At 65.8% G+C, this 22155-nt stretch carries 19 protein-coding genes; 12 read left to right on the forward strand and 7 right to left on the reverse strand.

The window, feature by feature from the left end; all coding sequences use genetic code 11:
• Nucleotide 1 precedes the first annotated feature (1 nt).
• The 8 genes from ACWKV7_RS02650 to ACWKV7_RS02685 all read left to right on the forward strand — a co-directional run bounded on the left by ACWKV7_RS02650 (nucleotide 2) and on the right by ACWKV7_RS02685 (nucleotide 8034).
• Entirely contained in the window at nucleotides 2-325 is a 324-nt protein-coding gene (locus ACWKV7_RS02650; RefSeq protein WP_483856076.1) for an STAS domain-containing protein, read from the forward strand.
• 11 nt (nucleotides 326-336) lie between these two features.
• The gene (locus ACWKV7_RS02655; RefSeq protein ID WP_483856077.1) at nucleotides 337-2571 is read left to right on the forward strand and encodes a chemotaxis protein CheA; all 2235 of its coding nucleotides are present in this window, start codon (nucleotides 337-339) and stop codon (nucleotides 2569-2571) included.
• Nucleotides 2568-4226: a methyl-accepting chemotaxis protein gene (locus tag ACWKV7_RS02660; RefSeq protein WP_483856078.1), complete on the forward strand. Its 1659-nt coding sequence runs from the start codon at nucleotides 2568-2570 to the stop codon at nucleotides 4224-4226. Before ACWKV7_RS02655 ends, ACWKV7_RS02660 begins: the two co-directional genes overlap by 4 nt.
• A gap of 15 nt (nucleotides 4227-4241) precedes the next feature.
• Entirely contained in the window at nucleotides 4242-4754 is a 513-nt protein-coding gene (locus ACWKV7_RS02665) for a chemotaxis protein CheW (protein WP_483856079.1), read from the forward strand.
• Complete coding sequence (locus ACWKV7_RS02670) at nucleotides 4754-5563, forward strand: CheR family methyltransferase (protein WP_483856080.1); 810 nt, start codon at nucleotides 4754-4756, stop codon at nucleotides 5561-5563. Before ACWKV7_RS02665 ends, ACWKV7_RS02670 begins: the two co-directional genes overlap by 1 nt.
• Nucleotides 5560-6042: a chemotaxis protein CheD gene (locus ACWKV7_RS02675; RefSeq protein ID WP_483856081.1), complete on the forward strand. Its 483-nt coding sequence runs from the start codon at nucleotides 5560-5562 to the stop codon at nucleotides 6040-6042. Before ACWKV7_RS02670 ends, ACWKV7_RS02675 begins: the two co-directional genes overlap by 4 nt.
• Nucleotides 6039-7118 carry a protein-glutamate methylesterase/protein-glutamine glutaminase gene (locus ACWKV7_RS02680; protein WP_483856082.1) on the forward strand — a complete coding sequence of 360 codons (1080 nt, stop codon included), beginning with the start codon at nucleotides 6039-6041 and terminating at the stop codon, nucleotides 7116-7118. The genes ACWKV7_RS02675 and ACWKV7_RS02680 overlap by 4 nt, the downstream gene beginning before the upstream one ends.
• Before the next feature lie 277 nt (nucleotides 7119-7395).
• A complete protein-coding gene (locus tag ACWKV7_RS02685; protein WP_483856083.1) occupies nucleotides 7396-8034 on the forward strand; it encodes a response regulator in 639 nt (212 codons plus the stop codon).
• A 336-nt stretch (nucleotides 8035-8370) separates the two neighbouring features.
• On the opposite strand, the gene yegS is transcribed toward ACWKV7_RS02685, so the two are convergent.
• The 7 genes from yegS to ACWKV7_RS02720 form a co-directional block, all read right to left on the reverse strand.
• A complete protein-coding gene (gene yegS, locus ACWKV7_RS02690; protein ID WP_483856084.1) occupies nucleotides 8371-9321 on the reverse strand; it encodes a lipid kinase YegS in 951 nt (316 codons plus the stop codon).
• Nucleotides 9322-9545: 224 nt separating this feature from the next.
• Nucleotides 9546-10871, reverse strand: coding sequence for an ATP-binding protein (locus ACWKV7_RS02695; protein ID WP_483856085.1), 1326 nt, complete (start codon nucleotides 10869-10871; stop codon nucleotides 9546-9548).
• A gap of 17 nt (nucleotides 10872-10888) precedes the next feature.
• The gene (locus ACWKV7_RS02700) at nucleotides 10889-11491 is read right to left on the reverse strand and encodes a chemotaxis protein CheC (protein WP_483856086.1); all 603 of its coding nucleotides are present in this window, start codon (nucleotides 11489-11491) and stop codon (nucleotides 10889-10891) included.
• Between the two features lie 12 nt (nucleotides 11492-11503).
• Complete coding sequence (locus ACWKV7_RS02705; protein ID WP_483856280.1) at nucleotides 11504-11857, reverse strand: response regulator; 354 nt, start codon at nucleotides 11855-11857, stop codon at nucleotides 11504-11506.
• A gap of 181 nt (nucleotides 11858-12038) precedes the next feature.
• Nucleotides 12039-13598 (reverse strand): FGGY-family carbohydrate kinase, encoded by a 1560-nt coding sequence (locus ACWKV7_RS02710; protein WP_483856087.1) that lies wholly within the window; start codon nucleotides 13596-13598, stop codon nucleotides 12039-12041.
• Between the two features lie 141 nt (nucleotides 13599-13739).
• Nucleotides 13740-15317, reverse strand: coding sequence for a glycerol-3-phosphate dehydrogenase/oxidase (locus tag ACWKV7_RS02715; protein WP_483856088.1), 1578 nt, complete (start codon nucleotides 15315-15317; stop codon nucleotides 13740-13742).
• Complete coding sequence (locus ACWKV7_RS02720) at nucleotides 15314-16909, reverse strand: FAD-binding oxidoreductase (RefSeq protein WP_483856089.1); 1596 nt, start codon at nucleotides 16907-16909, stop codon at nucleotides 15314-15316. Before ACWKV7_RS02720 ends, ACWKV7_RS02715 begins: the two co-directional genes overlap by 4 nt.
• Before the next feature lie 125 nt (nucleotides 16910-17034).
• Between ACWKV7_RS02720 and gliR the strand changes: the two genes are divergently transcribed.
• From gliR to ACWKV7_RS02740, 4 genes are all read left to right on the forward strand, one after another.
• Entirely contained in the window at nucleotides 17035-18054 is a 1020-nt protein-coding gene (gene gliR, locus ACWKV7_RS02725) for an AraC family transcriptional regulator GliR (protein ID WP_483856090.1), read from the forward strand.
• A 292-nt stretch (nucleotides 18055-18346) separates the two neighbouring features.
• Entirely contained in the window at nucleotides 18347-19783 is a 1437-nt protein-coding gene (locus ACWKV7_RS02730) for an undecaprenyl-phosphate glucose phosphotransferase (protein ID WP_483856091.1), read from the forward strand.
• A 3-nt stretch (nucleotides 19784-19786) separates the two neighbouring features.
• Nucleotides 19787-21241 (forward strand): mannose-1-phosphate guanylyltransferase/mannose-6-phosphate isomerase, encoded by a 1455-nt coding sequence (locus tag ACWKV7_RS02735; RefSeq protein ID WP_483856092.1) that lies wholly within the window; start codon nucleotides 19787-19789, stop codon nucleotides 21239-21241.
• Nucleotides 21241-22152: a glycosyltransferase family 2 protein gene (locus ACWKV7_RS02740; RefSeq protein ID WP_483856093.1), complete on the forward strand. Its 912-nt coding sequence runs from the start codon at nucleotides 21241-21243 to the stop codon at nucleotides 22150-22152. The genes ACWKV7_RS02735 and ACWKV7_RS02740 overlap by 1 nt, the downstream gene beginning before the upstream one ends.
• The last annotated feature ends 3 nt before the right edge of the window (nucleotides 22153-22155 follow it).

Below are 22155 nucleotides of genomic sequence, written 5' to 3' on the forward strand. Positions count from 1 at the left end.
CATGTTCCAGCTGAGCCATGACCCCAGCGAACAACCGGCGCGACTCGCCCTGTCCGGCAACCTGACCATCTACGAGGTGCGCGAGGCCCACGCCGCCCTGCTCGAAGTGCTCGGCAACGAGCCGGGCGATCACTGGCAGTTCGACCTGCAGGCCCTCGAGGAACTGGATACCGCCGGTGCACAACTGTTGCTCGCGGCACAGCGGCACCTGGCCCAGGCCGGCGCCCGCCTGGAGGTTTGCAACCCCGGCGCCGCGGTATTGGAACTGCTCGAACTGCTGCGCCTGCAGGCGCTTTACCCGGATCTGCTGCCGGCCCACGGCTGAGGAAGACTGCGATGTTCAATGGCGAACAATGGAGCCAGCTGTTGCAGGGCTTTATCGAAGAAGCTCGCGACCTGGCCAAGCAGGCCGAGGAATACCTGCTGTTGCTGGATCAATCGCCCACCGACGAGGACGCCATCAACGGCCTGTTCCGGGCCATGCATACCCTCAAGGGTTCCGCCGGCCTGTTCTCGCTGACGCCCCTGGTGAACTTCACCCACCACCTGGAAAACCTGCTGATGCTGGTGCGCGACGGCGAGCGCGAGCTGAATGCGCCGCTGATCTCGCTGATGCTGCGCTGCCTGGATGAAATCGGCTCGATGGTGGAGCTGATCGACGTCGACAGCGGCGACCTGACGGTGGATGAGGTACACCAGGCCGAACTGCTTGAGTCCCTCAGCCAGCACAGCGGCCAGACGCTGCCGGCGATCCCGGTGGCCACCGTGGAAACCGCCGACTGCCAGAGCCGCGGTCGCCTGGAAGCCTGCGAGGGGTGCAAGGCCGACGGTGCCTGGCACATTTCCCTGCGCTTCGACGGGGACCTGCTGCGCAACGGCTTCGATCCGGCGGCCTTCTTGCGCTACCTCGGCCGTCTGGGCGACATCCTGCATCTGGAAACCATCGACGAGGCCCTGCCGTCCCTGGCGGAGCTGGACCCGGAAAACTGCTACCTCGGCCTTGAGGTCGACCTGTGCACCTCGGCGAGCAAGAGCGAGATCGAGGAAGTATTCGAGTTCGTGCGCGACTTCTGCACCCTGCGCATCCTGCCGCCGAACAGTGCGCTGGACGACTACCTGCGCTTGATTCAGGAACTGCCGGAAAACGACGCGCGCATCGGTCGCATCCTGGTGGCCGCCGGCCTGCTCACCGAGCACGAGTTGGCGCAAGGCCTGGCCCTGCAGGCCCAGGCCCAGGAGCTGAAGCCGCCGCTGGGCGCGGTGCTGGTGGAAGAAGGCATGGTCGCGCCGCAAGCGGTCAACGCTGCGCTGGCCAAGCAGCAGGCGGTGCGCGAGAAGCGCAGCCAGGAAAGCAGCCAGATCCGCGTCGCCGCCCATAAGCTCGACGAGCTGATCAACCTGGTCGGCGAACTGGTGATCAGCGCCGCCGGCGCCCAGCTACGCGCCCGCTCCCACGGTGACGCCGGCTGCGTGGAAACCACCCAGACGGTCAACCAACACGTCGAGCAGATCCGCGAGGCGGCACTCAAGCTGCGCATGATCGAGATCGGCGACACCTTCAACCGCTTCCACCGGGTGGTGCGCGACGTCAGCCAGCAGTTGGGCAAGAACATCCGCCTGGAGATTCGCGGCGCCGATACCGAGCTGGACAAATCGGTGATCGACAAGCTCGCCGATCCGCTCACCCACCTGGTGCGCAACGCCATCGACCACGGCATCGAGCCGGCCGAGGAGCGCCTTGCCGCCGGCAAGCCGGCCGAGGGCCAGTTGCGCCTGGATGCCTACCATGAGTCGGGCATGATCGTCATCGAAGTCGGCGACGACGGCCGCGGCCTGAACACCGAACGCATTCGCGAAAAAGCCATCGCCCGCGGGCTGATCGATGCCCAGGCCAACCTGGCCGAGCCGGACATCCATGCGCTGATCTTCGCCGCCGGCTTTTCCACCGCCGAGAGCGTCTCCGACCTCTCCGGCCGGGGCGTCGGCATGGACGTGGTGCGTAGCGCCATCGACGCCCTGCGCGGCAGCATCGAAATCGACTCGCGCCTGGGCCATGGCTGCACCTTTCGCATCCGCCTGCCGCTGACCCTGGCGATCATCGACGGCTTCCTGGTCAGCCTTGGCGAGGAGCACTTCGTGATCCCGCTGGACATGGTCACCGAGTGCCTGGAAATGGACGATGCGCAGCTCAATGGTGCCTACGGCTATCTCAACCTGCGCGGCAAGCCCCTGCCCTGCCTGTCGATGGCCGCCCATTTCGATCTGCCCGACAGCCGCAGCAAACGCCGCAACATCGTCGTGGTCAGCCAGGGCCGGCAACAGGCCGGGCTGATCGTCGACAACCTGCACGGCGAGCTGCAAACCGTTATCAAGCCGCTCGGCCCCCTGTTTCAACATCTTCAGGGCGTCGGCGGCTCCACCATTCTAGGGACCGGGCAAGTCGCCCTGATCCTGGATATTCCCAGCCTGTTCCGTCATCTGCAAAACCACGTCGAAGCGAATGCTGCCGATTCCCGCATGGGCCAGCAACGCCAGGACATCAGCGGTCAACAAGGAGAAATCCCAGCATGAACTTCTTTAGCAACATGAAAATCGGTATGCGCCTGATCCTGGGCTTTCTCCTGGTGGTGGTCCTGACCGTCGCGGTAGGGCTGGTCGGCATACGCAACCTCGGGCAGGTCAACGAACTGGCCGACAACATGTATGAACGCGATCTGGTTGGCCTGAACGAAATGCAGAACGCCAACTACACCCTGATCGTCGCTGGCCGCTCATTGCGCGTAGCGCTTCTGGCCACCTCCTACGAGGCCCGCGACGCCGCGGCGGAAAAAAGCAAGCAGGCCATCGTCGATACCTGGGCCTCCCTGGAGCGGGCCAAGCAGTCGTTCACCACGGCAGAGGGCAAGGCCCTGGTCAATCGCCTGGATGAGCCGCTGAAGGCTTATGAAAGTACCCTGAAGGAAGTGCTCGGCTTGCACCTGGCCTCGGGCAACGTACAGGAAGAAAGCGCTGCCGGCCGCAAGCTGCCCGAACTGTCCCAGCGCGCCGACATCGTCGATGCCCTGATGACCGAGGCGGTGAACTTCCGGCGCAAGAGCGCCAGCGCGTCGAACGACGAAATCAGCCAGATCTATCTCAGCTCGCGTACTCAGATGATCGTCCTGGTAGTGATCGCCGCCCTGCTCGGCTTCGGCGTCGGCATCCTGGTCACCCGCAGCATCACCCGCCCGTTGAACCGAGCCGTCAGCGTGGCCGACAGCCTGGCCGCCGGCGACTTGGGCATCCAGGTCGAAGTCGACCGCAAGGACGAGACCGGCAAGCTGCTGGCCTCCATGAAGCACATGACCGAGCGCCTGCGCACCATCATGGGCGATGTGCGCAGCGCGGCGGATTCCCTGTCCTCGGCCTCCGAGGAAGTCAGCGCCACCTCGCAGTCCCTGAGCCAGGCCGCCAGCGAGCAAGCCGCCAGCGTCGAGGAAACCACTGCCTCGGTGGAGCAGATGTCCGCCTCGATCACCCAGAACACCGAGAGCGCCAAGATCACCGACGGCATCGCCGGCAAGGCCGCCAACGATGCGGTGGAAGGTGGCCGTGCGGTCCGCGACATGGTGATCGCGATGAAACAGATCGCCGACAAGATCGGCATCATCGACGACATCGCCTACCAGACCAACCTGCTGGCGCTGAACGCCGCCATCGAGGCCGCCCGTGCCGGCGACCACGGCAAGGGCTTTGCCGTGGTCGCCGCCGAGGTACGCAAACTGGCCGAACGCAGCCAGGTGGCCGCCCAGGAAATCGGCGGTGTCGCCAGCAACAGCGTGCACCTGGCCGAACAGGCCGGCTCGCTGCTCGACGAGATCGTGCCGAATATCCAGAAGACCTCCGACCTGGTCCAGGAGATCACCGCCGCGTCCCAGGAGCAGAGCGTTGGTGCCGGGCAGATCAACGTGGCCATGGGCCAGATGAACCAGATCACCCAGCAGAACGCCTCGGCTTCCGAGGAGCTGGCCGCGACCGCAGAAGAGATGAATGCCCAGGCAAGCCAGTTGCTGGAGCTGATCAGCTACTTCCGCCTTGATGGCTCGACCGGAACCGGCGGTTCCCACAGCAACGTGCGTCGCGACAGCAACGTGCGCAACCTGCCGCAGCGCCCCGCTCGCTCGCCACGCAGCGAGCACCCGGTCGCCGCCCGGGTCGATGAAGGCCAGTTCGTCAGCTTCAGCTGACGGAGGGACGCGCGCATGAACCTTCCTCAAGTTCTCTCCCAGGACAGCACGCCGACCAGCGTGCAGAACCTGTCGTTCCGGGTGCGGCAGGCGCGCTATGCCCTGCCCATCGAACTGGTGCGGGAAATCATCGAGTACGGGCAGATCACCACCGTGCCGATGATGCCGCCGTGCATCCATGGCGTGATCAACCTGCGCGGCAATGTGGTGCCGGTGCTGGATCTGGCCGCGCGCTTCGGCTTTGAACTGACGGTGCCGGGCAAACGCACCTGCATCGTCATCATCGAGCTGGAGCTGGACGACCTGCATCAACGCATCGGCCTGGTGGTCGATGCGGTGGATGCAGTGCTGGACATCGAAGCCGGCGATGTCGAACCCGCGCCGCCGTTCGGGGCCGGCATCCGCACCGACTTCATCGCCGGCATGGCCCGCGACGAGCGCGGATTCACCATCATCCTCGACGTGCGCCGGGTGCTCTCGCTGGACGACATCCTGCAGATCAACCGCGCCGTGGCCCAGGCCAGCTGATGAGCAGTTCAGGCCTGCCGGTGCTGGGCGACCGGGAATTCAAGCATCTGCAGGCGCTGATGGCCGAAGAGTCCGGCATTCGCATGAGCGAGCAGAAGCGGCCCCTGATGGCGGGCCGCCTGATGCGCCGCTTGCGGGCGCTGGGCCTGTCCAGCTACGGCGAGTACCTGAAACTGCTGAGCGATGGCAAGCAGCAGGAAGAACGCCGCTTGGTCATCGATCTGCTGACCACCAACGAGACCTACTTCTTTCGCGAACCGCAGCATTTCACCTTCCTCGCCGACTGGCTGGGCAGCAGGCAAGGCCCGCTGCGGCTGTGGAGCGCCGCCTCGTCGTCCGGCGAGGAGCCCTACAGCCTGGCCATGGTGATGGCCGAGCACGCACGGCATGACGACTGGTCGATCCTCGGCAGCGACCTCAGCCTGCGCATGCTCGACAAGGCTCGCGCCGCCGTCTACCCGATGGACGAGGCCGGCCAGTTCCCCACCGGTTGGCTGAAACGCCACTGCTTGCGCGGCATCGGCCAATACGAGGGTATGTTTCGCGTCGCGCCGACCCTGTGCCAGCGCGTCAGCTTCAGGGAAATCAACCTGATGCGGCCGATTCCCAGAGAGGTCGACGACTTTCACCTGATCTTCCTGCGCAACGTGCTGATCTACTTCACGCCGGAAGACAAGCGCGCCATCGTCGCTCGCCTGTTGGAACGCCTGCGCCCGGACGGCCTGCTGTTCATCGGCCACGCCGAGAGCCTGCACGGGCTGAACCTGCCGCTGCGCACCGTGGCCCCCTCGGTCTATCGCCTCCAGTGAGCAGCCATCAGTTCGTCCTGCCAGGTGACTACTTCTTCGGCGAGTTCGACGGCTCGATCGTCACCCTGCTCGGTTCCTGCGTGGCGGTGACACTCTGGCACCCGCAACGACGGCTGGTCGCCATCTCGCACTTTCTGCTGGCGCGCAGCCGCGATTCGGACGCCCATGACACTCGCTACGGCGAGGGCGTCTTCCACCAGTTGCTGAGCGATATGCGCCGCCACGGCACCCAAGCCAGCGAGTTTCGCAAGGGCCTGTTCGGCGGCGGCAGCCGCATCAACTGCGGTGACAACCCGAAGACGCAGGTCGGTGCGGCCAACGTGCGCTTCGCTCGCGAACAGTTCCATTTGCTGGGCTGGCGCATCGACCACGAACACCTGGGCGGCAAGGAATATCGCCGGCTCACCCTCAACGGACGCGATGGCAGCCTGGTCTGCCAATGCCTCGCCACACCCACCTTACTGACGGGCAAAGCATGATCAATGTCTTCATCGTCGACGACTCTGCCCTGGTACGGCAGGTACTCACCGCCTGCCTCGACAGCCATCCGAACATCCGCGTCATCGGCCAGGCCGCCGACCCGCTCTTCGCCCTGGAAAAGATGCAGCGCGACTGGCCGGATGTGCTGGTGCTGGACGTGGAAATGCCGCGCATGGACGGCATCACCTTCCTGCGCAAGCTGATGGCCGAGCGCCCCACGCCCACCATCATCTGCTCGACCCTGACCGAGGCCGGCGCGGCCATCACGCTGGATGCACTGGCCGCCGGTGCCGTCGGCGTCTTCACCAAGGCACGCCTGGGCCTGAAGGACAGCCTGCAGCAGCTCTCCGGCGAGCTGATCAAGCAGATCGAAATCGCCGCCCGCAGTCATCCCCGTGCCATGCCCGGTAAATCGCGCCTGGTGCCCGAGCCAGCCTTGGAAAGCTGCCCGCAAGCGGCCCTGACCACCACCGACCGGGTGGTGGCACTGGGCACGTCCACCGGTGGCACCCAGGCATTGGAGCTGGTGCTGCGCCAATTGCCGGTCGACTCGCCCGGCATCGTCATCGTCCAGCACATGCCGGAAAAATTCACCGCGGCCTTCGCCGAACGGCTGAACAGCATCTGCCAGATCGAAGTGCGCGAAGCCAGGCATCTGGACCGGGTCCGCCCCGGCCTGGCACTGCTGGCGCCGGGCGGCAAGCACATGCAGCTAAAGCGCAGCGGCGCCCAGTACTTTGTCGAAGTGCTCGACGGCCCCCCGGTCAACCGGCACCGGCCCTCGGTGGACGTGCTGTTCCGCTCGGTGGCTCGCCACGCCGGCCACAATGCCCTCGGCATCATCATGACCGGCATGGGCGACGACGGCGCCCGCGGCCTGCTGACCATGCGCGAAGCAGGCGCACGCACCGTGGCCCAGGACGAAGCCAGCTGCGTAGTGTTCGGCATGCCCAAGGAAGCGCTGCGCATGGGCGCAGCGGAATCCACCGAAGCGCTGGCCAATCTACCGAGGGTCATCGGCCAGTATGCCCGCGCAGAGGCCATCCCCGGTCTGCAGAAAGCAGACAGACGGTAATCCGCCTGCGGGCCACGGCCGGCGCGGCGCGCTTTGCCTGCGGAAACCCTTCCGCTTGGGCAGGGCGCGCTGCGCCTTGAACTTTCGCTTTCGCCAGAACTTCCTATGATTAACGCTCAGTAGTTCGTCACCGCTTCGCCGGTGCACGCCCAAGGACCGGGTTCGCCAGAGCTCGGCAGGGATAAGGAGCAATGGTAATGATGCGAACCTGTGTCCTTCAGCCGTCACCCCTCCTCGACCGCCGAACACCTTCCTGCCGCCTTGCGGGGGACAGGCCATGACTTGCCGCCTGCTGCTCGCCGACGACCATGCCCTGATTCGCGCGGGTGTCCGGGCGCTGGTACACGACATAGATGGCTACACCATCGTCGGCGAGGCCGAGGACGGCAAGGAAGCCGTCGAACTGGCCCGCGAGCTGGCCCCGGATATCGTTCTGCTGGACATCACCATGCGCAACGTCAGCGGCCTCGAAGCCCTGCAAGCATTGAAGCGCCGCGATCCCGACAGCAAGGTGCTGATCCTGTCCATGCACTCCAACCCGGAGGTGGTGCTCGAAGCGCTGCAAAAAGGCGCCAACGGCTACCTGTTGAAAAACTCCGCCACCGCCGAGTTGCGCATGGCGCTGGACGCGATACGGAGAGGCGATCGCTACCTCAGCTCGGCCATCGTGCAACCGGTAATCGAACAGGCCGTTTCCCGCAGCCACCCCGAACATGAACTGACCCAGCGGCAACTGGAGATCCTCAGGCTGATCACCCGCGGCCAGTCGACCCGCACCATCGCCGAGGGCCTTGGCCTGAGCGTGAAGACCGTGGAGGCACACCGCTCGCAGATCATGCGGCGCGTGCAGATCCACGACGTGCCGGGGCTGGTGCTGTTCGCCATTCGCGAAGGCATCATCAGCCCGGACGATTGACCCGCCAATCCGGCAGAGGCGCGCACACAAATGCGCCTCCCCGACGCATCGGCGAGCCACCGCGGCAGACGTCCCGAACCAGCAATAACCAGTATTGCCGGCGAAGGTCAGCCCTCAGCGGCAGGCAGCGTCCGGCGTCCTGGTAGTGCTCCCTGGGCCCCGGCCTGCGGGGTGGCGGTTGGATGGAACGGCGAAACGCGCAGGAGAGCCGGGGGTGGCCTGTACGGCACGAACGACGAGCCCCCCGGACAACTCCGTCATACCGGCGAAGGCCGGCATCCAGGGGAAGGCAGCGCCGAGTGAGCACCATGGCCTCAACCTGCATGGCTCCACGGTTCAGCGGCCCGACTCCAGCACCGCCAGTTCCTGCTCCTGCCGCTCCGCGGGCGGTGAGGCCAGGATGGGCGACCCTGCCGGCAGGTGCACTCGCAAGCCCCGGCGGCGAATGGAAAAGCGCAAGTGTGTATCCGGCCCCACCGGTTCGCCATCCAGGTTCAGATGCAGGCCTTCCGGGGCTTCGAGGGTGATCCAGGGTAACCGTGCCCGGACGGAAATCGCCTCCAGGCCGAGCACGCCACCGGACAGCAGCGTGCCCAGGGTGCCCACCAGATCCTGCGGTGCCGGCACGATGCACAGGTCGAGCAGGCCATCGTCGGCCAAGGCATCGGGGCACAGCACGTGCCCTCCACCGGCCTGGCGGGCATTGCCGATGCCGACGGCGAGAAACTCGCCTTCCCAGTCGAAACCCGGCCCCTGGAAGCGGCCGAACGCCGGATGCACTTCGGCAAAGCGGGTCAGTCCGGTGAGCAGGTAAGCGGTGCCGCCGAGCAGTTTTTTCAACTCGTCCGAGGTGCTGGCGGTGATCTGCGAGCCGAAGCCGCCGGTGGCCATGTTCAGGAACAGATGCCCATCCACGTCGCCGAGATCGAGCGGCCGGGCGGGCTCATCCAGCAGCGCCAGCGCTTCCAGCGGCACCAGGGAAACCCCGGCAGCGCGCGCGAAGTCGTTGGCCGTGCCCAGCGGCAGCAGAGCCAGGCTGGCCTCCTGCGGAGCCTGCGCCAGCGCCTCGGCCACCTCGCTGAGGGTGCCATCGCCGCCGCCGGCGATGATCGTCGGGTAGCCGGCATCCAGCGCCTCGGCCACGAAGCGCTGCGCATCGCAGGGCTCCCAGGTCACCCGCACGGCCAGCTCCCAGCCATCGTCACGGCGGGTTCGCACTGCCGCGCGCACCTCTTCGTTCTGCGCCTGCTTGCCATGCAGAATCAGTAGGGCCTTGCGTTCGTTCATGGGCTGTTTCTCTGGAGTGAGCCTGAAAAAGACCACCGGCGTGGCCGACGCGTTTAAGCAGGCTCCACTTTTCGCCTCATCCTGTCGAGGGCGACTGGCCTCACGGCTGCTTCGCCCAAGCGTTTCAACGGCCTGCTCGATATGGACCGCGCCGCTGGAGAGAAGGTCTGCCGCCACGCATAGCGGCGACGACCCGGCGGTCACGGCTGCGCCTGAACGACGCGTCAGGCAGGAACGCCTGTAATGGCCGGTTCGGGCTGGCGCAGGGGAAGCCAGACGGTAAAGGCCGTGCCTTTACCCAGCTCGCTTTCCACCTCCAGACGCCCATGGTGCTTGTTGATGATGTTGTAGGAAACCGACAGGCCCAAGCCGGTGCCCGAGCCCACGGGCTTGGTGGTGAAGAACGGCTCGAACAGGCGTGGCAGGTTTTCCGGAGCGATACCGCAGCCGTCGTCGCGCACCCGCACGAACACCCAGTCGCCTTGCCGGCCGGTTTCCAGCCAGATGGTGCCCTTGGTCTCGATAGCATGGGTGGCATTGATGATCAGGTTCATGAACACCTGGTTGAGCTGCGCGGCAATGCACTCGACCGGCTCGATCTCGCCATAGTTCTTCACCACCTCGGCCTTGAACTTCACCTCGTTCCAGACCACGTTCAGCGTGCTGTCCAGGCCCTTGTGCAAGTCGGCCATCTGCCAGTCGGCCGTGTCGATATGGGAAAAGTCCCGCAGGTCCTGGACGATGCGCTTGACCCGCTCCAACCCCTCGCGGGATTCGCGCACCAGGGCACCGATATCCTCGCGCAGGAACTCATAGTCCAGCGCCTGGCACGCCTGCTCGATCTCGGCGCGCAACCCGCCCTCGGGCAAACCCTTGGTCTTTTCGCTAAAGGTGTCGATCAGCTTGAGCAAGTCACCGACATAGCTCTGCAAGCTGGAGAAGTTGGAGTAGACGTAGCCGACCGGGTTATTGATCTCGTGCGCAACACCCGCCGCCAACTGGCCGATAGCCGCCATCTTCTCCGACTGCAGCAACTGCGCCTGCGCCTCTTCGAGTTTCTTGATCAGGCGCGCCTGTTCGTCCTTCTCGGCACGCAGCAAGTTGTTGAGCCGTTCCATTTCCAGATGCTGCGCGGCCGTCTCGGTGGCATCGACCACCACCAGGCAGACATACATCGCATTGCCACTCGAATCGAAAACGGGAAAGAACGTGCAGTCCTGGTACATCGTCTGGCCCTGCCCGGTGATCGGCCTGCTATCGGAGAAATCGAACAGGTGCGGACGTTGTTGCCAGGAGGTGAAGGCGAGGTTCTGCAGGGTAAAGACACTGTCGATCTTTTTCTTGACCCACAGCCTGGGTAGTTCGGGAAACAGATCGAACAACGAGCGGCCGATCACCTCATCGCTCGGCTTGCCGCTGTTGACCACCATGAAATCGTTCCAGAAGACCACGCGGTATTCGCTGTCGAGCAACAGCACGCCATTGTTGATCTGCTGAAGTACGGACTCTAGCGCGGTATGCAGGTTTCCCCCCGGGGTGATGACTGCCATTTCGCATCCTTATCGGGTCAGAAATCACTCAACAGGCGGTCGATCACTTCGATGACCGTGGATACCGTTTCCTCGGCGATGCACACCAGCAGATCGCAGTAGAAGCTATGGCTGGCGACTTCGAAGTGAATCTCCAGCACCAGGGTCTGGTGCCCCTGCAGTACCTGGCTGCCCAGCACCTCCTGCAGCGAGCGTCCGCGGGACAACAGCGAAGGCGCGCCGTAGCTGACCTTGATGTCGATCTGCTGGGCCAGGCTATTGATGCAGGCACCGGTAAGGATGTTGGTGACATCCAGCATCAACTCTTCCTGGATGCCGCCGCTGTCTTCGCCCTCGTAGCCCATCAGCTCGGCCAGTTGGTCTGCGCCGTTCTCGCCGAAGCAAACCAGCACTTCGCCACGCAGGCGACCGAGGAACGACTGCCGCGTGACGATGGCCGGCTGCCCGGCGATCATCAGCTTGTCCAGCAGGTTGGCCTGGGCCCCCTCCATGGGGTGGATGCGCGGCACCGACAGGGTGACGAAGGTCTCGGTCAGCCGCGCAAGGCGATCGGCGCTCTGGCCCATCGCCACGTTCATGAGTTCCTGCAAGGCGTCCCGCTGCTCTTCGTTCAGACTCATGAGGCTGCTCATTTAAATCAGACCTATTTCGAACAAGGCGGCATGCATGGCCTCGGCGGTGATCGGCTTCTTCACGAAGGCGGCCGCACCGAGCTCCCGCACCCGCTGCTGGGCCTGCGGCTGGATATCCGCGCTGATGACGATGACAACGGCGTTGGCCTCCTCGCGCTTGAGCATTTCCAGGGTCTTGAAGCCATCCATCACCGGCATGGTCAAGTCCAGGAATATCACTTCGGCATTACCTGCATGATAGGCCGCCAACGCTTCCTCGCCATTGGCGGCCTGGCTGACGTCTAACTGGAACTCCGGTGGCAGGGCCTTCATCACCATTTTCCGGGACATGGCGGAATCGTCGACGATTAGCACTTTCAAGCGTGTCTCCCCTTCTCGACTCTCGATGGCGCTGATTGAGGTTATAGCAGCAAACCCCCGCCTTCGCCCGGCATGGCCGGAACCCGGCGGGCGCCTCCCGCGCCTGCACGGGAGCTGCTGAAGAGATTAGACCTCGTTGCCAGCGGCCCTATCCCTGGCGTAGCGGACACCAGGTTCAGGCCGGGTAGCCGGTGATCTCGCGGATGCTGCGGTACAGCGGGCGCAGCTGCTTGTACATGCGCTGGTAGACCTCCTGGTAGAGCCGTTCGTATACCTGCCGTGCCTCGGCGTTGGGCTGGAACACATCGCCGACACGGGTCATGGCGGCAATGGCGCTGGGGAAATCGGCGTGCAGACCGAGGCCCACCGCACAGTCGATTGCCGCACCGAGGCCAGAGGTCTCGTACACGTGCGGACGCTCGGCCGGCAAGCCGAAGATATCGGCAGTGAGCTGCATGGCGGCATCGCTCTGCGAGCCGCCGCCGGAGACCCGCAGGCGCTCCACGCGAGTGCCGGAGCGCTTCTCGATGCGCTCCTTGCCCTGGCGCAGGGCGTAGGCGAGCCCCTCGAGGATCGCCCGGTAGATGTGCGCACGGGTGTGCACGTCGCCGAAGCCGATGATCGAGCCCTTGGCCTCCAGCCCCGGCTCGCGGATGCCGGGAGACCAATAAGGCTGGAGCATCAGGCCCATGCTGCCGGGCGGCACGCTGTCGACCAGTTCGTCGAACAGTGCCTCGGGCTCGACGCCCAGTTCCTTGGCCCGCTGCATCTCGCGCAGGCCGAACTCCTGCTTGAACCAACTGACCATCCAGAAACCGCGGTAGATCATCACCTCGGTGTTGTAGTGGTCGGGAATCGCTGCCGGGTACGGCGGGATCAGCGGGATGGTCTCCAAATAGCGGCTGCGGGTCGTGTTGATGGTCGCGGTGGTGCCATAGGACAGGCAGGCGATGCTCGGCTCGACCCCGCCGGCGCCGAGCACTTCGCAGGCCTTGTCCGAGCCGGCGGCGATCAGCGGCAACCCTTCGGGAATGCCGGTATGCCGGCTGGCCTCGGCGCTGATGCAACCCAGCCGCTCGCCGGGCTTGTACAGCTCGGGCAACTGCTCCTGACGCACCGGCATCGCCTGCCACTTCCAGTCCCTCGGCGCCGCCCACTGCAGTCGCTTGTAGTCGAACGGCAGATAGGCCACCTGGCAGCCCACAGAATCGACGAAGCGGCCGGTCAGGCGCTGGGTGAGAAAGCCAGACAGCAGCAACAGCATGTGGGTCTTGCTCCAGATGTCCGGTTGCTGCTGAGCGATCCAGTTGACCTCGGCCTGGGCGCGAAAGTAGTCCACCGTCGCCTCTTCGCCGATCAGCTTGAACAGCCAGCCCCAGGGCCCCTTGATCCTGCCCGGCACTTCGGCGCGGCGCTGATCCAGCCAGAGGATTGCCGGGCGCAGCGGCTGGCCCTGTTCGTCGACGGCGATGACCGTGCCGCGCTGGGTGGTCAGGGACACGCCCCTGATCAGCCGCTTGTCGATGGGCACCGCCTGCCAGAGCCGCCGGCAGGCCTCGCCGAGGCTCTGCCAGTAGTATTCCGGGTCCTGCTCGGCCCAGCCGGGCTGCTTGGAGTAGTAGGCTTCCAGCTCCACCTTGCCCTTGCCGAGCAGGTTGCCCTCCAGGTCGAAAAGCAACGCGCGCACGCTCTGGGTCCCGTTGTCGATGGCCAGCAGATAGCTTGATTCACTCAAGAAAATACTTCCGTTCTTGTTGATTGCCGGGCACCCCAGCGAGCACCCGCTTGCCTGATATCCAGTCGCCGACCGACATCACCTACCCACCGGCAACCGCCCGCGCCTGCCGCCGCACATCGACACCTTCGCTTCCAGCGCTCACGCCGGCAGGCTGTAGCAGCGCTGCCAGAGCGCTCGATAGCGCTGCTCTTCCTGCGCCCAGCGCTGGTCGTCCCACCCCAGGCGCGACTGGCACAGGGTGCGCATGCGCGGCAGTTCGGCGGCCGCGCCGTTGGCCAGCAGCAGCCCGAGGCGGGTGCGGCGCAGCAGCAGGTCGTCCAGGTGCAGCACCAGTTCGTTGTCGCAGGCCCAGGCCAGCTCGGCCCAGAGCGTTTCGCTGGCGCCGACCCGCTCGCAGCCGCGAACATCGATCAGTTGGGCAACCTCCGGCAGATAGCGCCCGTAGCGCCCGGCCAGGCGCTTCTGCCGGCTCGGCGAGAGCTGCGGCAGGGGCACCGGCTGCACGGCACGAAAGACTGCCGTGCCACGATCCTCCACCGACTTGCCGAGCATCGGCGCGCAAGCGCGCAAAACCTCCAGCGCCAGCAGGCGAAAGGTGGTCAGCTTGCCGCCGGCCAGGGTCACGCAGCCGGGCTCGACCCAGAGCGCGTGCTCGCGCTTCTCGTCCGACGGCTTGGTGCCTGGGGCGCCGTCGCTGACCACCGGGCGAACCCCGGCCCAGGTCGACAGCACGTCGTCGCGCGCGATGGCAGCGGACGGAAACTGCTGGGCACAGGCCGCCAGCAGGTAGTCCACCTCAGCCGGGCTGATGCGTGCTTCCTGATCGAGATCGTCGCCGTGGTCAAGGTCGGTAGTGCCGACCACCGTGGCCCCCTCCCAAGGAAACACGAACACCGGGCGGCCGTCCTCGCCATGCATGAAGCTGAACGCGTGGTCCACCGGCAAGCGCCAGCCCGGCAGCAACAGATGGCTGCCGCGCAGCGGTCGTATGGACTCGCTGCCAGCCTTGTTCCTCAGGCGATCGGACCAGGCGCCGGTGGCCAGCGCCACAGCACGACCGCGAAAAGTGAACTGACGGCCGCTCTCCGCATCGTTGGCGACCAGCCCGACCACCCGGCCGTTGTCCCGGCACAGCTGCGCCACCTTCATGCCATTCAATGCCTCGCCACCTTCGGCGCGCGCCTCGCCGAGCACGCGCAGCACCAGGCGGGCGTCGTCGGTGACCGCGTCGAAGAAGCGCGTACCGCCGAGCAGGCCGTCCTCCTTCAGGCCCGGCGCCAGGAAGCGCAGCTGCTGCAGCGGGTAGTAGAGGTGGTTGCGCTTGCCGGCCAGGGCGTCGTACACCGCCAGCAGCCCGCCAAAGACCTTCGGACCGGGAAAGCCGCCGCGGTAGTGGGCCATAACGAAGCTCAACGGCTCCACCAGACCCGGCGCCTCGCTGAGCAGCCGTTGGCGTTCGCGCACCGAGTCGCGGGTCAGGCCGAGTTGCCCCTTGGCGACATAGCGCAGCCCGCCGTGCACCATTTTCGACGAGCGGCTGGAGGTACCCCAGGCGAAGTCGCGCTGTTCGAGCAGCAGACATTTCCAGCCGCGCCGCGCCGCCTCGCGCAGGATACCGGCGCCGGTGATGCCGCCGCCGACCACGATCAGGTCCCACTCGCGGGTCGCCAGTTCGGGCAGCGCCCGCTCGCGCCAGGCGGCGTTCCAGTTGTTCATTCTTCGATCAGCGCGCCGGGGTTGAGCCGGGCCTGCGGGTCGAAATGCCCGGCCATCGCCTTGAGCGCAGCCATGCCCAGCACGCCCTTCTCCACCGGCAGGTAGGGCGCGTGGTCGCGACCGACGCCATGCTGGTGGCTGATGGTGCCGCGGTTGTGGGCGATCACCGTGCTGGCGACGCCCTTGAGTTTCTTCCAGCGCTCCAGGGTGCCGGCGTAGCTGTCCGCCGGGCGGAACACGTAGCTGGTGTAGATGCTCGACCCTTCGCCGTAGACATGGGACAGGTGGGTGAACACATGCACCTGCTCGCCTTCGCTGGCCAACGCGCCGCGCAGGCTGGCCTCGATCGTGTTCAGCAGGCTGTCGACGTTGCTCCAATCGGTGGCCGTTTCCAGGGTGTCCACTGCATACCCGGCCTGCCACAAGCCTTCGCGCAGGTAGGGGAAGCGGAAGCGATTCTCCGCCCACTTCTTGCCCAGCAGGGTGCCGGTGAACACGCCGCCGAAGCGTTTGAGCAGTTTCTTCGCCTGCTTCAGCGAGGCGGCGTTCTGCAGGCGGCTGCCGGTGACGCCGAAGGTCAGCATGCATTTGCCCTCCCGGCAGCCACGCAGCGCCAGGTATTTCTCCAGCAGGGCGATCTGCTGCGGGTGCCCGGCCAGGGCCAGCTGGGTCTCGGTCTCGATGGCATTGGACAGGCGCAGCATGGACAGCGGCACCCGTGCCTGGGCCAGGGTACGGATCGCCTCCAGTGCCTGCCCCCAGCTCGGCAGGAACACCGCATAGAAGGCTTCGCGCTCGGCCAGGCGGGTGACCCGCACCTTGACTTCGGAGATCACCCCGAAGCGCCCTTCCGAGCCCAGCACCAGTTCACGCAGGTCAGGGCCGGCGGCGGACGCCGGGAAGGTGGGCAACTCCAGCGGCCCGGCGAAGGTCTCCAGGGTGCCGCCGGCGAACAGTTGCTCGATGCGCCCATAGCGCAGCGATTGCTGGCCGCTGGAGCGACTCGCGACCCAGCCGCCGAGGGTCGACAGCTCCCAGGATTGCGGGAAATGCCCGAGGGTATAGCCGCGGGCCCGCAACTGGCTTTCCACCTGCGGGCCGGTGGCGCCTGGCCCGAAGGTGGCGACCAGGCTTTGCTCGTCCAGCTCCAGCAGCTTGTACATGCGCTCCAGGGACAGGGTCAGCACCGGTTTGCCGGACTCCGGCGGGTTGATGTGCCCGGCCACGGAGGTGCCGCCGCCGTAGGGGATCAACAGCACGTCCTGCTCGGCCGCCCAGGCCATCAGCTTGCGGATGTCCTCGGCGGTTTCCGGGTAGGCAACCCCGTCGGGGAACACGCCGAAGTCACCCGAGCGCATGGCCAGCCAGTCCGGCAGGCTTTGCCCGCGGGCATGGCGCACGCGGTCCTCGGCGCGAGTGACGATCAGCGGGTGGGCCGCCAGGCGCGACTCCGGCACCTTGGCCAATACCTGCTCCAGGCTGGCATCCGGCAGCGCCTGCCCAGGGCCGATACGCGCGGCAAGGAACTCGCCACCATGGGCCGGCAGCTCCACTAACGTCGCCTCGTCGCCCCAACCGTTCCAACGCCGCATGCCGCACTCCTCTCAAGCCAGTTTCGATTACCGCCAATGGCTGCCTATACTAGCCGGCCGCCGATGGTCGTCACTGTCGGATCGGGCCAGCCCCTGTCGCCAATCAAGACAACAAGCACGACGCCATGCATTCCCTTGGCTACACCTCGGTTTCCGCCCTGCTCAAATACCTGCGCCATGCCGAAGAGCTGGGCCTCGACCCGGACGCGGCGCTCGCGGCTGCCGGGCTTGCTGCCGATGACCTGCGCGACAACAACCAGCGCCTGCCCGGCGAAGCCCACGAAGCCTTGCTGGCCACATTGATCGAGGCCTCGGCCGACCCCTTGTTCGGCCTGCACTCGGCGCGCTACGTGCAGCCCGGCTCCTGGAGCGTGCTCGGCTACATCGCCATGAACTGCGCCACCCTCGGCGAAGCGATGAGCCGCATCGTGCCCTACGAGAAACTGGTGGGCGACATGGGCACCAGCCGCATCGAAGCAGCCGGCGATCACGTGCGGCTGATCTGGAGCTGCCGGCACCGGACCCCGGACATCCGCCGGCACATGGTGGAAAGCGTGCTCGCCTCCTGGCTGCTCTACGCCCGCTGGATGGCCGACAGCGTGGACCGCTCGCCGCAGGAGGTCTGGCTCGAACATGAACGCCCGACCGGTACGACCCAGGACGACTACGAAACGGTGTTCGGCTGCCCGGTGAGGTTCGGCCAACCGCTCAACGCCCTGCTGGTGCCGCTGGAATACCTCGCCGTCCCCCTGCGCCAGGCCGACGCCAACCTGCTGCGCACCCTCGAAGAGCACGCCCTCGCCCTGATGGCCGGCTTCGACGAGGACGAGCCCTTGCCGCTACGGGTCAAGAACGCCCTGCGCCAGCTGCTCAAGGACGGCCTGCCGCGCAAGGAGCGCGTGGCGGAAAAATTCGCCATGACCGTGCGTACCCTGCAACGCCATCTGCAACAGGCCGGCACCAGCTACCAGGAAATCCTCGACCAATTGCGCCAGGAACTGGCCGAACACTACCTGACCCGCAGCGACCTGCCGATCCAGGACATCGCCTGCTACCTCGGCTTCACCGAGGCCCGCTCCTTCCATCGCAGCTTCAAAGGCTGGACCGGCATGACGCCGGGGGAATTCCGCGCCAGCCGCCGCTAGCGCCCCTCGTCGGGAAACCCTCAAGCACACCTCTCTCTCGGCCGACCTCCTTACTTGGGCTCGGTTCGAAACGGCTGCCAGGCAAAAACCGACCGGCTGGCACCACCAATGACCGAGCGGGCCAATTGCTATTGAAATGCCATCAGTAATGTGTTCTATTTCGACAAAAAATTGGCATGTCGTTTTAATGGCAAAAAAATGCCAATAAATTGGCTTTTCCCTCTGCTGGTTTTCTGACAAATCCAGTCTTTTTACTGCCGCCGAACCTTTGCCGTGGTCGGGAGAATTTGCCATGCGCTTGCAATCAGTCGACAGCTTGCTGCTGACACGCCCAGGATTCGTCGAGTACTTCCTGGCCGGCGTGCGCCTGCTCCATGCGCTGACCGCCGTCTTGCCTGGCCTGTTGATCCCGCTTTACGCCCACGGGGGCCAGCCGCTGTTAGACCAGAGCTACCTTGCGGTGCTGCTGTTCTTCGGCCTGCTCAGCGTGCTGATGTTCCAGGCGCTGGGCATCTACGGCGAGGCGATGTTCAGCAACCTGTTGCGCTTTCGCATCACCTTCTTCGCCTGGTCCGCCTCCTTCTGCCTGCTGCTGTTCATGAGCCAGGGACTGGCGCTGCTCAAGCATCTTTCGGAAATGCAGCTGGCGCTCTGGTTCGCCTCCAGCCTGGCGCTGTTCGGCGGCGAACGCCTGGCCCTGCTTGCCCTGTTCCGTCGCCTGATGCGAAGGGGATCGTTCCTGCAGAACGCGGTGATCCTCGGCGGTACCGAGAACGGCATGCGCCTGGCCGAATACCTGCAGCAGAACCGCGACATTCGCTCGGGCCTGCTCGGCTTCATCGACGACCGCATCGCCCGCCTGCCCGACACGATCGCCGGCCTGCCGTTGCTCGGCGACACCCGCGAGCTGCAACGGTTGATCCGCGAGGAGAAGGTCACCCAGGTGCTGGTGGCGCTGCCCTGGTCGGCGGAAAGCCGTATCGCCCACGTGATTGGCGAACTGCGCCGGCTGCCGGTGAACGTCCTGCTGGTGCCGGACATGGTTGCCTTCCGCCATGCCCACAACCGCGTCACCGAGGTCGCCAGCCTGCCGATGTTCAACGCCTCGGAGGTGCCGCTCAATGGCTGGTCGCCGTTCTTCAAGCGCTGCGAGGATCTGATCCTGGCCAGCCTGGCGCTGCTGGCGCTGTCGCCGGTCATGCTGGCCCTGGCGGTGGCGATCAAGCTGGATTCCGCCGGCCCGGTGCTGTTTCGCCAGAAACGCTACGGCTACAACAACCGCCTGATCGAGGTCTACAAGTTCCGCTCGATGTATCACCACCAGAGCGATGCGAATGCCGAGCGACAAACCACGCGTGACGATGACCGCATCACCCGGGTCGGTCGCTTCATTCGCAAGACCAGCCTCGATGAGCTGCCGCAACTGTTCAACGTGCTGTTCGGCAGCATGTCCATGGTCGGCCCCCGCCCCCATGCCACCGCCACCAAGGCCGCCGGCATCCTGTTCGAGGATGCGGTCAAGGAATACACCGCGCGTCACCGGGTCAAGCCCGGCATCACCGGCTGGGCCCAGGTCAATGGCTACCGCGGCGAAACCGACACCCTGGAGAAGATCGAGAAACGCGTCGAGTACGACCTCGAATACATCGAAAACTGGTCGGTGTGGTTCGACCTGTACATCCTGTTTCGCACCATTCCCGCGGTGCTCTTCACCCGAGAGGCTTACTGATCGATGAGCACCCTGCTGCCCTGCATCATAGCCGGCGGTGCCGGCACCCGCCTGTGGCCATTGTCTCGCGAGGCGATGCCCAAGCCCTTCATGGCACTTCCCGACGGCGACAGCCTGCTGCAGAAGACCTTTTGCCGCGCCGCCGAGCTGCCCGGCGTGACCAGCCTGCTGACGGTGACCAATCGGGAATTGCTCTTCCCCACCCTCGATCATTACCGCCCAGCCAATCGCCGCGCCCTTCCGCTGGACTTCCTGCTCGAGCCCTGCGGCCGCAACACCGCACCGGCCATCGCTGCGGCAGCGCTGCATGCCGCCCGCCTGTATGGCGAGGAAACCCAGTTGCTGGTTCTGCCCGCCGATCACCTGGTGCGCGACCAGCAGGCCTTTGCCGAGGCCGTGGGCAAGGCGCGCCAGCTTGCCGACGAAGGCTGGCTGGTCACCTTCGGCATCCGCCCCACCCACGCGGAAACCGGGTTCGGCTACATCGAGAAGGGCCAGCCGCTGATGGACGGAAACCGTGTTGCGCGCTTCGTCGAGAAGCCTGACGCGAACACCGCGCAAGGCTACCTGGACGGCGGCCGCCACCTGTGGAATGCCGGCATGTTCTGTTTCCGTGCCGACGCGCTGCTGGCCGAACTGCGCCAGCATGCACCTGAACTGCTCGACGCGGTGAGCGCCTGCCTGGAGCAAAGCCATGCGTTGAGCGGAGCGCAGAACCGCCAATGCGAACTGGACGCCGCCAGCTTCGCCCGGGCCCCGGACATTTCCATCGACTATGCCCTGATGGAGCGCTCCGAGAAGGTCGCTGTCGTGCCCTGCGACCTGGGCTGGAGCGACATTGGCTCCTGGCAGGCGGTCAGCGAACTGTTGCCGGCCGACGCCGAAGGCAACCGCGTGCATGGCGAGGCCGTGCTGCACGATGTCAGCGGATGCTACATCGACACGCCCAGGCGCCTGGTAGGCGCCGTCGGAGTCAAGGACCTGATCGTGGTCGACACCCCGGATGCACTGCTGATCGCCGACGCCAGCCGCAGCCAGGACGTCAAGCACATCGCCCAGGAACTCAAGCGGCGCGGCCACGATGCCTATCGCCTGCACCGCACCGTCTCGCGCCCCTGGGGCAGCTATACCGTGCTGGAGGAAGGCCCGCGCTTCAAGATCAAGCGCATCATGGTTCGTCCCGGCGCCTCCCTGTCCCTGCAGATGCACCATCACCGCTGCGAGCACTGGATCGTCGTCAGCGGCATGGCCAAGGTCACCAACGGCGAGCGCGAGTTCCTGCTCGATACCAACGAGTCGACCTTCATTCCCGCGGGGCACAGCCATCGCCTGAGCAACCCCGGCGTGATCGACCTGGTCATGATCGAGGTGCAGAGCGGCGAATACCTCGGCGAAGACGACATCGTGCGCTTCAACGACCTCTATGGCCGCGCACCCGCCGCCGAGGCCAAGGCCTGATGCGGACCGCGCTGATCATTCCCACCCGCAACGCCGGCGCCCACCTGGATCGGCTGTTGCCGGCGCTGGCCAGGCAGACCTTGCAGCCCGACGAGTTCCTCGTCGTCGACAGCAGCTCCACGGACGACACCGTGGTTCGCCTGGGCGACTTCGGCGCACGGGTCCACGTGATCGAGCCAAGGCAGTTCAACCACGGCGGCACGCGCCGCTGGGCCAGCGAACAGGTCTCCGCCGACGTGCTGATCTACCTGACCCAGGACGCGATTCCCGCCCATGCCGACAGCTTCCAGCGCCTGCGCGACGCGCTGCTCGGCGAGAGCGATATCGGTGCCGCCTACGGCCGCCAGTTGCCACACCCGCACGCCGGCCTGCTCGGCGCCCAGGCACGGCGCTTCAACTATCCGCCGACCAGCCGCACCAAGCGGCTGGAGGATGCCGCCGAACTGGGTATCAAGACCTGCTTCAGTTCGGACTCCTTCGCGGCTTACCGCCGCAGCGCGCTCGATGCGGTCGGCGGATTCCCGCGGGACGTGATCGGCAGCGAGGACGCCTATGTCGCGGCAAAATTGCTGCTGGCCGGTAAAGCAATCCGCTACGCGGCCGATGCACAGGTCGAGCATTCCCACGACTACCGCCTGGGGGAGGAATTCCGGCGGTATTTCGACATTGGCGTGTTCTATGGACGCGAGCGCTGGATTCGCCAGGCATTCGGCGGCGCCGGCGGCGAAGGCAAGCGCTATGTGCTGGCCGAGCTGGCCGCGCTGCGCCAGGCCGGTGCGCTGCATCGCGTGCCGGAGACGTTGCTGCGCAGCGCCCTGAAGCTGCTCGGCTACCGCCTCGGGCAACTGGAACACCGTCTCCCCCTCACGCTGAAACGCCGCCTCAGCATGTTTCCCGCCTACTGGTCCTGATGC

The organism is Zestomonas ipomoeae (assembly GCF_057128665.1).